Source organism: Rhizobium sp. BK456 (assembly GCF_014194045.1).
Taxonomy (GTDB): domain Bacteria; phylum Pseudomonadota; class Alphaproteobacteria; order Rhizobiales; family Rhizobiaceae; genus Rhizobium; species Rhizobium redzepovicii.
In genome coordinates this window covers 190,017-203,918 of the sequence record NZ_JACIAO010000004.1, presented here as the reverse complement: position 1 = coordinate 203,918, position 13,902 = coordinate 190,017, and the positions used below count along the sequence as shown (strand labels likewise).

The window sequence follows — 13,902 nt, the reverse complement described above, 5'->3', positions numbered from 1 at the left end:
CTCGGGCTCCCTCAATATTGCACGCGGCGTTCAATGAAGCGGAACTGCACCGCCGTCAGGGCGACGACGATCACCATCAGAATGACGGACTGCGCCGCCGACGAGCCTAGATTCAGCCCGATGAAACCGTCGAAATAGACCTTATAGACCAGGATCTCGGTTGCGCGCGCCGGCCCGCCCTGGGTGGTCGCATGGACGATCCCGAACGTATCGAACATCGCGTAAACGATATTGATGACGATCAAATAGAAGGTCGTCGGCGAGATCAGCGGGAAGACGATCGTCCAGAAACGCTTGGTCGGCCCGGCCCCATCGATGGCGCCGGCCTCCTGAAGCGAGCGGGGCACGGACTGCAGCGCAGCCAGGAAAAACAAGAAGTTATAGGATATCTGTTTCCAGGTGGCGGCGATCACGATCAGGATCATCGCGTCGTTGGGATTGATCAGATGGTTCCAATCGACGCCCATCGACCGCAGCATATAGGCGACGATGCCGATCGACGGATTGAACATGAACCACCAGAGAATGCCGGCAATCGCCGGGGCGACGGCATAGGGCCAAATCAGCAGGGTCGAATAAATTCGGGAGGTGCGGAGCACGCGCATTGCCGCGGCCGCCAGAAGCAGCGCGATCGACGTCGACAGCACCGTCACCAGAATGGCGAAGATCAGCGTGTGGCCGAAGGCATTGATATAGATCGGATCGGCAAAAAGCCGCCGGTAGTTTTCGAACCAGACGAAGATCGTCTTGAAGCCGAAGGCATCCTCGCGCAGGAAGGATTGCCAGAAGGCCGTTGCCGCAGGCCAGAGAAAGAATACCACGGTCACGCAAATCTGGGGGGCAATGAGCAGGTAAGGCAAAAGCTTGTTGGGAAATACGGTCCGTTTGGTTTGCATGAGCCCTCACACTGACGGATGGGAAACGGGGGCCGGTCTTTCGCCAGCCCCCGTCGCGGTGCCCATTAGTTGGCGGACTCGAAATCGCGAAGCTGTTCGTTGCCGCGTGCGACGACGGAATCGACCGCTTCCTTCGCCGTCTTCTTTCCACCCAGCAAAGCGGCAAACTCATCGTCGATGATGCCGCGCACCTGGACGTAATTGCCGAAGCGGATGCCCTTGGAATTGTCGGTGGGCGTCACCCGCGTCAGCTGTTTGATGCCGATGTCGGCGCCGGGGTTTTTCTCATAGTAACCCTGGTCCTGGCCGAGTTTATAGGCAGCTTCGGTGATCGGCAGGTAGCCGGAGAACTGATGCCAGTCGGCCTGAACCTCCGGCTTTTGCAGGTAGGTGAAGAACTTCGCCACACCCTTATATTCCTCTTCCGGACGGCCCTTCAGCGTCCAGAGGGTGGCGCCGCCGATGATCGAATTGAGCGGCTGCTTGATGACGTCATCGTAAAAAGGAAGCGGTGCAAAACCGACTTTGAAGCCTTTGGCGTTGTTGATGACGCCGGCCCGGCCGGCCGACGAGTTCATATACATCGCGCATTCTTGCGAATAGAACATCGGAGGCGCATTGTCGCCGCCGACAGGCCCGCCGAATTTGAACAGGCCTTCGTCCTGCCACTTCTTCAAATTGTCCCAATGGCGGATTGTCAGATCGTTGTTGAAGGTGAATTCGGCGTCCAGGCCGCCGAAACCGTTAGCCTTGGTGGAGTACGGCTTGTCGTGCAGGGCATTGAGATTTTCGGTCTGGATCCAGGAGATCCAGGCGCTGGTGAAGCCGCATTTGGCCGCACCCGATTTCATGATGGTCCGCGAGAAGGATTCCACCTCCGCCCATGTTTTCGGCGGCGTTTCCGGATCGAGCCCGGCCTTCTTGAAGACGTCCTTGTTGTAATACATGATCGGCGTCGAGGAATTGAAGGGCAGCGATAGGACATTGCCGCTGGTGTCCGAGTAATAACCGACGACCGGGGCAATGAATTTGCTCTGGTCCCAGGCCTCGCCTTCGTCTTTCATCAGCTGGTAAACCGGGTAGACCGCCCCCTGTGCGGCCATCATCGTGCCGGTGCCGACTTCATAGACTTGGACGATTGCCGGCTGCTGCTTGGCACGAAACGCAGCGATCGCGCCGGTCAGCGTCTCGTCATAGGTGCCCTTATAGACCGGCACGATCTCATAATCGGACTGAGATGCGTTGAAGCCCTTGGCGATCTGTTCAAGCTTCGCGCCATTCTCGCCGCCCATCGCATGCCACCACTGGATCTTCGTGGCGGCCATGGCCGGGACGGATAAGGACAGGCTGGTCAATCCTGCAGACAGGAAAAAAGCGATCTTGTTCATCTTCACTCCCATTGGTCTCGGTCCGCAGCCTCCCGCTCCAGACGTCCGGCAATGGTAACAGCCATAGTTCACTTTGCAATAATGAAATGTTCAAATGAACATTTACCGAAAGCGGCAGGACGGCGCAATCAACGGATTGCGATTCCTGTCAATGACTTCCCTTCTCCGGTCTCGCGGCTTTCCATGGCAGCCGTCGTGCTTTATGACGATTTTGTGACAGTCCATGGAGTGCCGATGTTAAGCTGGTTTCGAAAACTCATGCCGCGGGAAGATCGATTCTTCGATCTCTTCGCTCAACACTCAAAAACCGTCGTCGGTGCGGCCGAAGCGCTCAACGAACTTTTGGGCGGCACGGACATTGAAGGCCATTGCGCCCGGATCGTTCAATTGGAGGATGAAGCGGACGAGATTACCCGGCAAGTGCTGCTTGCCGTGCGCCGCAGTTTTGTCACGCCCTTCGATCGCGGCGACATCAAGGATCTCATCCAGTCGATGGATGATGCGATCGACATGATGCAGAAAACCGTGAAGACCATCCGGCTGTTCGAGCAGAAGAGCTTCGACCCTGTAATGCAGGAAATGGGAAAGACGATCGTCCAGGCGGCACATCTGATCGCCGAAGCCCTTCCCCTTCTCGACCGGATCAGCGCCAACGCCCCGCGTCTGGCCGCGCTGGCGGAAGAAGTAACGCGCGTCGAGGGCCGGTCCGACGAGTTGCATGAGCAGGGCCTGAAGGATCTTTTCCGCCGCCACGGCGCCTCAAATGCGATGGCTTATCTTATCGGCAGTGAGATCTATGGCGAGCTTGAGAAGGTCGTCGACCGTTTCGAGGATGTCGCCAATGAAATCAGTGGCATCGTCATCGAGAACGTTTGATGGAAGCCACCCTCGCCCTTCCCCTCCTTGCCGCGCTCGTGGCTGTTGCCCTCTTCTTTGATTTCTTGAACGGCCTGCACGATGCCGCCAATTCTATCGCCACGATCGTGTCGACGCGGGTGCTGCGCCCGCAATATGCGGTGTTTTGGGCGGCTTTCTTCAATTTTATCGCCTTCTTGTTCTTTGGTCTGCACGTCGCAGAAACGCTCGGGACCGGCATTATCGATCCGGCGATCGTCACGCCGCAGGTCATCTTCGCGGCGCTGGTGGGCGCGATCGTCTGGAACATCGTCACCTGGGTCTTCGGTATCCCTTCGAGCTCATCGCATGCGCTGGTCGGCGGGTTGGTCGGTGCCGGTCTGATGAAGACAGGTTTCAGTTCGATCGTGTGGAGCGGATTGTTGAAAACGGCCGGCGCCATCGTGATGTCGCCGGCGGTCGGATTTTTCCTTGCGCTGCTGCTCATCCTGGTCGTGTCGTGGATCTTCGTGCGGCAGACGCCGTTCGCTGTCGATCGGACATTCCGGATCTTGCAGTTTGTCTCCGCCTCGCTCTATTCCCTCGGCCACGGCGGCAACGACGCTCAGAAAACCATGGGCATCATTGCCGTGTTGCTCTATTCGCAAGGCTATCTGTCCGGCGGCTTCCATGTGCCGCTCTGGGTCGTTCTCTCATGCCAGGGCGCAATGGCGCTCGGCACACTTTGCGGCGGATGGCGAATCGTCCACACGATGGGATCGAAGATCACGCGCCTCAACCCAATGCAGGGCTTCTGTGCCGAAACCGGGGGAGCCTTAACACTGTTCGGCGCAACCTGGCTGGGCATCCCGGTCTCGACGACGCACACGATCACCGGCGCCATCATCGGCGTGGGTGCCGCCCGTCGACTGTCAGCCGTTCGCTGGGGCTTGGCCGGCAATATCGTTATTGCCTGGGTCGTCACACTCCCGGCCGCCGCGACCATTTCAGCGCTCTGCTACTGGCTTTCGGACTTCTTCTAGAGCGTGATGCCGTGAGCGGTTTTCTCATGACATCATGCTCTAACTCTTTAATTTAGAACAGGATTCATCTTCGTCACCGGTGCGTCCCAGCTCCGTAGCGCATCGCAGACATCGGCTCTGCCCGGCGCGCCGATGCGGCCGCCGAAGACCTGGCATTTGAGCGCCGCCGCCATGGACGAGAAGCGCATCGTCTCGGCGGTCGGCACGCCGTCTGCGATCGCCAGAGCGAAAGCGCCATGAAAAATATCGCCTGCCGCGAGCGTATCGACGGCCCTCACCTTCGGAGCGGCAAGATGGAAGATTTCGCCGCTTCGGTCGTCGCACCAGAAGGAGCCGTTTTCTCCTGACGTAACGCTGATGAAGGCGTGCTCGAACTTTCGCTTCAGAAGGCCGACGGCCCTCGCCGGCTCGGCAGTTCCAGTGAGGCGCTCGGCGGCCGGCTGCGAGAACACGATGTGGCTGGCCGCCGGTGCCAGCATCTCGATTACGCCGTCGCCTGCAACGTCACCATCGAGAATGGCTGGTCTGCCCGCCTCTCCGGCGGCGAGCAGCGTCCGCAATGCCAGCTTCGGCCAGCGGACGTCGACCAGAACCGCATCGAAAGCAGACACGTCCTGTTTTGTCACCGGTTTGACCGTCTCGTGCAGGGCCGCATCGTAGAAGGGCACGATCAAGCGCTCGCCCTGATCATCGATAAGGATCGTCGAGACGGCCGAGCGGGCGCCTGCCACACGGACCATGCCGCTGGTATCGATGCCGCTGTTGCCGAGGTCGGCGATGATGCGTTCGCCGGTAGCATCATCACCGACCGCACCCCAGAGGCTGGCATGGCCGCCCAGCCGGGCGACCGCAAAGGCCGCGCTCGACGCCATACCTTCGGCGACCTGCAGCATATCGTAGGGGAGAATCTTGCCTTGACCGGTCGGCAACGAGCGCACGCGAAACAGCGTATCCAGGACGGCAGCGCCGACGCACAAAATGCGGCGCTCCGGATCGAAGGCATAGGAAGTCGTCAAAACCGTCGTCTCACCTGCTCACTTGACGGCGCCGGCCGTCAGCCCTGCCACGATCTGCCGTTGCGCAAACACCGTCAATATCAGCACGGGCAAGGTGACGATCAACGCCGCCGCCGCAAGCGGGCCCCAGCTAACCTGTTCGAATGACAGCATGTTGTAGACCGCGACCGGAAGCGTACGCGTTTCGCGGCTGGCGAGCACGATGCCGAAGACGAAGTTGTTCCAGGAGAAAATGACCGACAGGATGAAGGCGACGACAATGCCGGGTTTGGCGATCGGCAAAGCGACCAGGCGGAAAATCTGCCAGGGCGTCGCGCCATCGATGCTTGCAGCCTCTTCCAACTCCATCGGCGTCGTCTCGAAATAGCCGATCATGATCCAGACGACGATCGGCACGGTGACGACGAGATGGATGATGATCTGCGGCATCAGCGTGCCGAGCAGGTTCAGCCACTGAAACAGCAGGAAGAGCGGGATCAGGAAGGAAAGGCCGGGCGTCATGCGCGCGATCATGATGACCATCGCAGACTTCTCCGCCTTCAGCCGCGCGATGCCGTATCCGGCCGGCACGCCGATCAGCAGCGCCAGAAGCGTGGCGGCACCCGTCACCAGCACGGAATTCCAGAGATAGAGGAAGAAATTGTTCTCCTCGAAGACCTTCAGATAATTCGTCCAGGCGAACCGCTCCGGAATGAAGATCGGCGGATAGGCGCCGTTGTCGATCTCATATTTCAGCGACAGCGAGATCATCCACAGGAAGAACAGCACGACCGGTGAGATCATCACCAGGGCGACGAACAGCAGTCCGATGCGATCGAGTGTCTTGCGCTTCATCAGCGTGCCTCTCCATCGGACCAGTTGGCGCGCTGCCGCAGCATCAGAAGGACGAAGGAGAGCAGCACGATGAGGATGAAGAACACCACCGCCATGGCCGAGCCATAACCGATATCGTAATAGGCGAAAGCGGTGTTGTAGAGATAGATATTGATCGTTTCCGACGCCGTGCCCGGGCCGCCTTGAGTCATGGCATAGATGATGTCGAAGCTTTTCACCGCATCGATACTGCGGATGATCACGGCGATCATCAGGAAGGGCGCGATCATCGGTAGCGTCAGATAGCGGAATTTCTGCCAGACATTGGCGCCGTCGATCTCGGCGCTTTCATAGGGCTCGCGCGGAACCGCCGCCAGGCCGCCGAGCACGATCAGCATTATAAGCGGCGTCCATTGCCAGGTCTCGACCAGCACCAGCGAGGGGATGACGCTGTTCTGATTATAGATCCACTCCTGCGGGCCGATACCGATGAAGGAAAGAAGATAATTGAGGACGCCGAGCTGCGGATGGAACATCATGGTCCAGACCAGGGCGATGGCGACCGGTGTCGCCATCATCGGCATCACGAATATGCCGCGCAGAAGGCCGCGCAGCGGAAATTGCGCATCGAAAATGAGCGCGGCGAGCGTCCCCAGGAAAAGCGGCGCCACCACGGAGAGCGTCGTATAGAGCACCGTATGCCACAGCGACTCCCAGAAGCGCATGTCCACGGCCAGCCGGGCATAATTGTCCAGCCCGGCAAAGACCTGGGACTGGCCGAGCGTCCAGCTGTTGACGCTCATCCAAAGGGTAAACACCCATGGAAAAACGATGACGGCCGCAATGACGATCAGCGCCGGGATGACGAAGGGCCAGTAGTTGGGAGCAACGCGACCCGCGTTGCTCCTTGCCTTCGAGGCGGCCTTGGCGGCTGCGGCCGTTTCGATGCTTGCCGAGGTCATTATCCCTCGCTTTTCGCCAGGACGGGCTCGAACTGCGCCGTCGCGGCCTTGAGTTCGGCTTCCGGATCGGCGCCGCCAATCATATTGGTAAGACCGACGCCATAGATGTCGCGGAATTCGGTGACCGGAATGATGACCGGCAGTGCGAGCTGCGAGATCTTGCCGGAACCGACGACGGCATCGAGCCATGCGCCAGGCATCTTGACGCCTTCGCGGACTTTCGCATCCTCGAGCACGGACTGGCGGAACGGAACACCGGCACCAGCCTGCAGCAGGCGGGCGCCCATGTCATGCGAAATCGCCCATTGGCAGAAGAGATAGGCGGCTTCCTTTTTCTGGCTGGCCGCGACGACGCCGAGCCCGTCGCCGAAGGTTCCCGCGGCCTGTGCTTTCGGGCCTTTCGGCATGATGCCGTAACCGACCTGGCCGACGACGCGCGACTTTTCCGGATTCTCGATCGGCGGCGCAAAACCGACGCCATCCAGCCACATGCCGATCTTGCCCTGCAGGAAGGCCGACTGTGCCTCGGCCCAGTTGAAGCCGGAGACGCCGGGAGGGGCGGTCTTGGTCATCAGCTTCTGGTAGAGCTTTGCGGCATCGACTGCTTCCGGCGAAGTCGTGCGCAGCTTGCCGTCCGGGCCGAGCGGACTCGAACCATAACCGAGCAGCAGCGACGTCCAGACCGGCGTGTTGGCGTTCTTCAGGCCGCGGGCGACGAAACCATAGGTGTTGGTCGACGGATCGGTGAGGGCTTCGGCCGCACTTGCCAGCTCTTCGAACGTCGTCGGGTAGGAAAGACCCTTCTTTTCGAACAGCGCCTTGTTCCAGTAGATGATCCAGTAATCGACCGAGAAGGGAAGAGAACGCAGAGCGCCGCCGGCGTCCTTGGCGAAGGCGAGGCCGGCTTCGGCGAAATCACCCTCCGTCAGCGATGGGTCGGTCAGCGCAGGATCCTTGAGGAAGCCGCCGATATCGGCAAGCCAGCCGCCCTTTTCGAACTGCCGCTTCTGGACGTGATAGCTCATATGCACCACGTCGAAACTCGGCTTTCCCGAACTGAGCTCGATGGTCGTCTTCTGGCGCTGCTGCTGCTCAGGCGTCGCTTCGGCATTGACCTTGATGCCGGTGAGCTCCTCGAATTCGGGCAGGTATTTCAGAAGTATTTCGCTGCGCGGGCTCTTGACCAGATTGACCTCGAGCGTGGTGCCGGCGAAGCGCTTCCAGTCGACGGCAGCCGACGCCGAGCGCAAGCCGAGCATGCTGCTCGCCCCGAAAGCGGCCGTGCCCGCCAGAAAGCCGCGTCTCGTCGGATTCAAAAATGATGGCATGGTATTCCTCCTCCTTTTGCCGGCGGTCTCCTCACCTCCGGCTGATTATTCCCGATTATATCCTCAGCGCACGATCCCTTGCACCGTTGATGTGTGCGACAAGGCTGTTGACGGCGTCCTCGGCCGATCGTCGTTCGATCGCTTCGAGCACCTTCAGGTGTTCGCCCATGACGGGCCCGACGTGACCGTCGATGCGAAACCGGTCCTGGCTGATCAGGCGCATCTTGATCGAGTTCACGCGGTAGGCGTTCGAAATGATGGTATTGCCAAGCGCATCGATAAAGGCGTCGTGCATGCCCCAGTCGACGGCCTGCGCGCGCAGTTCGAGCTCATGCGAGCCATCGCCGCTTCGAATGGCGTCGGCGATATCCCGATGCTGCTTCAGAAGCCCGGCGATCGTCTCGTCCGAAGCCGACCGGGTGAAGAGCGCCACGGCTTCCTTCTCCAGGAACACGCGCAGCTGAAACGCCTCGCGGATCAGATTGAGATCGATGTGGGCGATCTGCAATCCCCGCTGCGGCACCGTTTTGATCAGCCCCTCGGCTTCAAGCCTTGGGATGAGCTCACGGATGGCGCCAAGCGTCAGTCCGGTCAGTTCCACCAGACGGCGTTGCGACACGAACTGGCCAGGACGTACGTCACGCGCAAGAAGATGGCGCGTGAAGCTCGCATACGCCTTTTCCCGCAGCGTCGGCTGCTCGTCCATTCCGTCCATCGCCTCTTCCCGCAGCATGCTCGACTATGCCGCTTTCGACTGGAAAAGCTTATCGAAAGCCATAACGAGTTGCGCCTGCCCTTCGCCGGATATTGAACCGAGCGGTGGGCGAACCGCAAGCCAGATCTCCTCCGACATCACGTGCGCCACCATCGCCTTCACGGCCGGGACGACAGGATATTTCAACAGTTCGGCCACGAACCCCTCGATGCGGGGGTCGTCCTGGCCTTCTTCTGCCATCAGCTTGACGTCGCGGGGTACAAAATTCGCCATCCCGGAGATAGCCCCCTGGCCGCCGAGCCGCACGCCCTTGGCCAGATGCCGTTCATCACCCACTAGGATGATGAGATCGCTATGCGCCTTGAGCAGGCTTTCGGTATACGGCCAGTCGCCGGAAGAATCCTTGACGCCTGTGACGATCTTGGGGAAGGCGCTCCGCAGCCTTCCGATCAGCGACACGGTCAGCGGAACCATGGTGAGCGAAGGAAGGTTGTAGACGATGATATCCCGCGCCTTGTCGCCCAATATGGCGAAGACGGCCGAAAACCACTGGAAGACACCGTCGTCGCTGACGTTCTTGAAATAGGACGGTGGGGCAAGAAGGATATTGCGAGCACCCTCGGAAAGCGCATGATCGGCCTGCATCGCCGCGTCCTCGGCAGCGTCGACCAGCACGCCGACGATGATGTTTTTCGCGGCGATCCCGGCATCGAGGAAGGCCGCAAAGACGCGGTCCCGTTCCCGGCTCCCGATCGAGGAGCCTTCACCCGTCGTCCCGAACAGCGTGACGCTGGAGCATCCGGCAGCAAGGCACCGTCTTGCCTGCGCGATCATAACCTCGATCGCGATATCGCCATTGCCGTCGAACGGCGTGGCGAGAGCGACTGACAGCCCGAATTTCTGGGTCAAATATATCCCTCCCGATTATCGAGATCGATGTAGCAGAGTGACATGTTAGTTGTAAAGAGATGATTGCAGGCTGAGCACTATACGATTGTCGCGCACGGAACTCCCTCAACCGGCATGTCTTGCTGTCGGCCCATTTGCTCGCACCAGCGCCATCAGCATCGGCCCGATCGCAAACTCGCCTCTTTCGGTCCTGCGGGTGAGATCTCTGAGATAACCACCGGGAGAATTGATATGCCCTCCCCTTTCCAGAATGCAGGCGATGACGGTCGCGGCATTTTCCGGCCCCATGCCGGAGCAAGCTTCCTCATAGGCCGAGGGGCTGACGCCGAGCATCGAGCGCACCAAGACCGCGGCCGACATCAGATCTCGCCAATTGCCGATTGTTCCGCCCGGTCCATAATCGAGAATTTGTGGGCAGGCTTGGAGAACAAGTGCAAGCGGGAAGGATTTCAGACCTGGGCCGGACACCGGAGCTGCCTTGCCAACCATTCCAACCGACGGCTTGAGCGGCCTCGGCCTTTGCTCACCCGGCGGTTCGGCCATAGCCTCGTTGTTTGTCGCTGCCTTTTCGCCCTGCTTCGTTTCGAAGCGTGGTTCAAGTTCATTAATTGAGTCGGGGTTTGAATTCTGTTTGTGACGCTCAATATGAGACTCATTGGCGTCTATTTTTTTTCTTTTAATCTGCCTTTCCAGCAAGTTGACGGCTTCGTCTCGCAGTAGGCCCATCTCGTCGAGCAGCGATGCCAGCGCTTCGATGCTCGCGACGCGCGGGATCCTGGCGACGATCGCACGAAACATCATCGTCATCTGCTCCCAGTCGCCCGGAACCGCTTCTTCGATCGCCGTTGAAATCAGCTTGGAAATGTCTCGCCGGCAAACCGTCAGCCGTTCCCGGGTTGCTCTCAGCAGTTCCCGGTCGGCAATCGCCTGGGCGGCAAGGCCTTCGATCTCGGCCGCACGGGCAAGCAGCGGCGCGACGCTGAAGCCGAAGGCTTCGCCGATGGCGCCAGCCCTGTCGCGGCGGGCATAACGCTTTCCATTCGGGCTGTCCTTGCGCAGGATCAGGCCAGCCTCGACCAGCACGGCCAGATGCCGCCGGAGTGTGGCCGGCGTCATGCCGCGGGCGCGGAGTGAAAGCTGCACGTTCGACGGAAAAACGATCAGGCCTTTTTCCTCGGAGATCTCGTCATCGGGATAGAAGGTCAGCAGCGCGTCGAGCACCGTCAGCGCCCGATCGGTCACGCCGAGCGCCGGCCTCGCTTCGCAGATTGCCCTGAACAGCTTCCACTTGCTGCGTTTCATCCCCGGCTCGATGGTCTCGGCCAGTTGCTGGCTTGCCAGCATGCCAAGCGACATCGGCCGCCGCCCAAAGGGCGTCGTCACATATCCACTCTCCATTTGCCTTCACCTTCGTTCAGGCAAAAGAAAACCATCCACCAATTTGGTGCCTAAGACGCTTGACTGTGATTCGTGGAAATGCGATTCTCGATGTGCTTAAGATCTGAGAAGGGCTTCCACGACGCCGTCGTTGGGGGCCTTTTTCTTTTGCGCGTTACGCTCCTCTGTCCTTGTTGAACTCCTGGAACAGGCCCTTCAGCCTTTCCTGGACGAATTGATCGAAACCGGGTGCGGTCTTGCCGTCGAAAACGAAGGTTGCCCCGGACGCTGTCTTTTTGATCGTAACCGGCACGCCGCTGACCTGGGTCTTGGCAATCGCCGGCTTCGACGCCGCCGTCCGCTTGGTTGCCAGCACCAGTGCGCGCTGAAACCTCTCGTCGCTTGGAATTCTTCGAGCGTCGTCCGCGGACAACTCGGCGATGATCTTCTCGATATCGGCACCTTCAAGCCGCTCGCCCAGTTCCAGCCACCGCCGGCGGCCAATATCGGGCGCCGCACCGATGGCGTTGATGAGATCAAGGGGAACCTGCCGTATCACAATCAGCATTCTCGACAGCGCCGCCTTGTCGACGCCGAGCGCCGCCATGATCACATCGCGGCCGAAGCTGCGGTCTTCGAGCCTTGAGGCGAAGAGCGCGCGTTCGATATATGAGAGATTGGTTCGGGCGCTGTTTTCCTGGCCTTGGCTGACGACCAGCTGACCATCGGTGAGGTCGCGGACGACCGCGCGCACCCTGATGCCGAGCTCCTTGGTGGCGGCCAGGCGACGATGACCGTAGGCGACCTGGTAGCGTCCCCTGGTTTCGGGATGCGGGCGGACGAGGATCGGAACCTGCTGCCCATGCTCACGGATCTGTTCGACAAGCTGTGCCAACTCGGCCGCGTCGATCGCCAATCTGTCGCTGACGAAAGACGCGTCGATCAGGCCGGTATCGAGTTCGACGATGGCCTGGCCGGCGGCGAGCTGCCGTTCCAGCTCACTCGCCCGCTCCATCTTTTCGGTAATGTTGCCGAGTGTCTTGGTAATGCCGCCGACCGGGGCCGTACTGCGCTCCTGCGGCACGAATCCAGCGATCGGGCGATTGTCGCGCGGTGCGACAGTTTCCACCCTGGCCGGGTTCGGAGCGGAGATTTCGATGAGATTCTTGCGCGCCATCTATCTACTTCCTCCCCCAGGTCGAGCGGATATGCGCCTCGATCTCGCTGTTGACGAGATTGAGCGACTCCAGCGCCCGGTCATAGGTGCCGCGGGTGAACTGCGACCGCTCAACCTCATAAAGGGTCTGCTTGGTGACACCGGCGTCGGAGACCGCCGTCGATTTCACCATCGCATTGTGAAGCATCCGATTGCCGAAGATCGCCCGCATGAAACCGGTCATCTGGCTCTGCGGCCCATCGTTCGGCTCGAACCGCGTCACCAGATAGCGCATCCAGTCATAGCTGGTGCGCCCGCCGGCCTTCTCGACCACCGACATCAATTCGCTCGTCATCGTCAGGAACTGCGACATCGACATTACATCGAGCATCTGCGGATGAACCGTGATCAGGACCGAGGTCGCTGCGCAGAGCGCCGACATCGTCAGGAAACCCAACTGCGGCGGGCAGTCGATGACAACGACGTCGTAAAGGCTTTCGATCTCCGTCAAGACCTCGCCGATGCGGGCAAAGAACATCGTCTCCGCCCTACCTGAAGACATCGCCTTCGGCGTCTCGTGCTCAAATTCCATCAGCTCGAGATTGCCTGGGATGAGATGCAGATTGGGCGTGTAGGTGGCGCGCACGATGTCGGCGATGGGGCGCGGCTGCTCGTAGCGGATTGCGCCGTAGATCGTTTCGCCCTCGCCGACGTCGAATTCCGGCTGATGGCCGAACAAGGCGGACAGGGACGCCTGCGGGTCGAGATCGACGGCCAGCACGCGGTAACCCCTCAGCGCCATGAACTGCGCCAGATGGGCCGCGGTCGTGGTCTTGCCGGAACCGCCCTTGAAGTTCATGACGGAGACGATCTGGAGCTTTTCCCCCGGCCTGCGGGCCGGGACATATTTCGGCGTTCCATTTCGCTCGTCGAGGACGCGGCGAATCCGATCCATATCGGTTGCGCTGTAGAGCCGCCGTCCGTTTGCCAGCGGATCGGGACCGTGGCCGTCGGCAGCCACCTGCCGAAGATAACCTTCGCCGATGCCGATGAAGGCCGCAGCCTCAGCCGGCGAAAATGTTCTGATGGTCTTTTGGGATAGCGGCGGGAAGATTTTAGCCTGATGCTGCTGAAGTTGATAGGACAACTCCTTCGCGTCTGTTGCCAGAAGCGACGGGAGATGCTCTTGATCGTCCTGAAGAGCAAGACTCGGCTGCATGATCTGTTTCCCAAATAACTGCGCAATTTTGAACAAAAGCGCTTCAGTTGCGCAGTTGCTATATGCCGCGATTCGTGACCGAATTACAAATGCTTAACCAAAAGGCGGCTCGAGGCATGTCAAACGAGCGCGCGAATCTGGCGGTTTCGCAGGCCAATCGGCGGGTGATTCGCACCCACCCGCAGTGCTGACGGGCAAGGCCGGCGCTCTCGTTATGCACATGAAATTCATTGAATTTTATGTGAT

The 13,902-nt window shown here is 60.0% G+C and carries 13 protein-coding genes; 2 read left to right on the top strand and 11 right to left on the bottom strand.

What is annotated here, in order from left to right; translation table 11 throughout:
• Positions 1-11: 11 nt before the first annotated feature.
• A complete protein-coding gene (gene ugpA, locus FHX03_RS13780; protein WP_097627989.1) occupies positions 12-896 on the bottom strand; it encodes a sn-glycerol-3-phosphate ABC transporter permease UgpA in 885 nt (294 codons plus the stop codon).
• Positions 897-961: 65 nt separating this feature from the next.
• Entirely contained in the window at positions 962-2,284 is a 1,323-nt protein-coding gene (gene ugpB / locus FHX03_RS13775; protein ID WP_097628135.1) for a sn-glycerol-3-phosphate ABC transporter substrate-binding protein UgpB, read from the bottom strand.
• A 234-nt stretch (positions 2,285-2,518) separates the two neighbouring features.
• Here ugpB and FHX03_RS13770 point away from each other — a divergent pair, with 234 nt between their 5' ends.
• Both FHX03_RS13770 and FHX03_RS13765 read left to right on the top strand, forming a co-directional pair.
• Positions 2,519-3,160, top strand: a complete 642-nt coding sequence (locus tag FHX03_RS13770; RefSeq protein WP_064844982.1) for a DUF47 family protein — start codon at positions 2,519-2,521, stop codon at positions 3,158-3,160.
• On the top strand, positions 3,160-4,161 hold the full coding sequence (locus FHX03_RS13765; RefSeq protein WP_097627990.1) for an inorganic phosphate transporter: 1,002 nt from the start codon (positions 3,160-3,162) through the stop codon (positions 4,159-4,161). The genes FHX03_RS13770 and FHX03_RS13765 overlap by 1 nt, the downstream gene beginning before the upstream one ends.
• Positions 4,162-4,208: 47 nt before the next feature.
• Here FHX03_RS13765 and FHX03_RS13760 read toward each other — a convergent pair whose 3' ends face one another.
• From FHX03_RS13760 to repA, 9 genes are all read right to left on the bottom strand, one after another.
• Positions 4,209-5,177, bottom strand: coding sequence for a sugar kinase (locus tag FHX03_RS13760; RefSeq protein WP_097627991.1), 969 nt, complete (start codon positions 5,175-5,177; stop codon positions 4,209-4,211).
• Positions 5,178-5,195: 18 nt separating this feature from the next.
• Entirely contained in the window at positions 5,196-6,011 is an 816-nt protein-coding gene (locus FHX03_RS13755; protein WP_003591396.1) for a carbohydrate ABC transporter permease, read from the bottom strand.
• Positions 6,011-6,952, bottom strand: a complete 942-nt coding sequence (locus FHX03_RS13750; protein ID WP_097627992.1) for a carbohydrate ABC transporter permease — start codon at positions 6,950-6,952, stop codon at positions 6,011-6,013. Before FHX03_RS13750 ends, FHX03_RS13755 begins: the two co-directional genes overlap by 1 nt.
• Positions 6,952-8,280, bottom strand: coding sequence for an ABC transporter substrate-binding protein (locus FHX03_RS13745; protein ID WP_183779695.1), 1,329 nt, complete (start codon positions 8,278-8,280; stop codon positions 6,952-6,954). Before FHX03_RS13745 ends, FHX03_RS13750 begins: the two co-directional genes overlap by 1 nt.
• A gap of 55 nt (positions 8,281-8,335) precedes the next feature.
• A complete protein-coding gene (locus tag FHX03_RS13740) occupies positions 8,336-9,013 on the bottom strand; it encodes a GntR family transcriptional regulator (protein ID WP_375166017.1) in 678 nt (225 codons plus the stop codon).
• 6 nt (positions 9,014-9,019) lie between these two features.
• Positions 9,020-9,904: a dihydrodipicolinate synthase family protein gene (locus FHX03_RS13735; RefSeq protein ID WP_097627995.1), complete on the bottom strand. Its 885-nt coding sequence runs from the start codon at positions 9,902-9,904 to the stop codon at positions 9,020-9,022.
• A 105-nt stretch (positions 9,905-10,009) separates the two neighbouring features.
• Positions 10,010-11,302, bottom strand: a complete 1,293-nt coding sequence (gene repC / locus FHX03_RS13730; protein WP_183854105.1) for a plasmid replication protein RepC — start codon at positions 11,300-11,302, stop codon at positions 10,010-10,012.
• Between the two features lie 154 nt (positions 11,303-11,456).
• Positions 11,457-12,458 carry a plasmid partitioning protein RepB gene (gene repB / locus FHX03_RS13725; RefSeq protein WP_183854103.1) on the bottom strand — a complete coding sequence of 334 codons (1,002 nt, stop codon included), beginning with the start codon at positions 12,456-12,458 and terminating at the stop codon, positions 11,457-11,459.
• A gap of 4 nt (positions 12,459-12,462) precedes the next feature.
• Positions 12,463-13,656: a plasmid partitioning protein RepA gene (gene repA / locus FHX03_RS13720; protein WP_003591382.1), complete on the bottom strand. Its 1,194-nt coding sequence runs from the start codon at positions 13,654-13,656 to the stop codon at positions 12,463-12,465.
• Positions 13,657-13,902 lie beyond the last annotated feature (246 nt).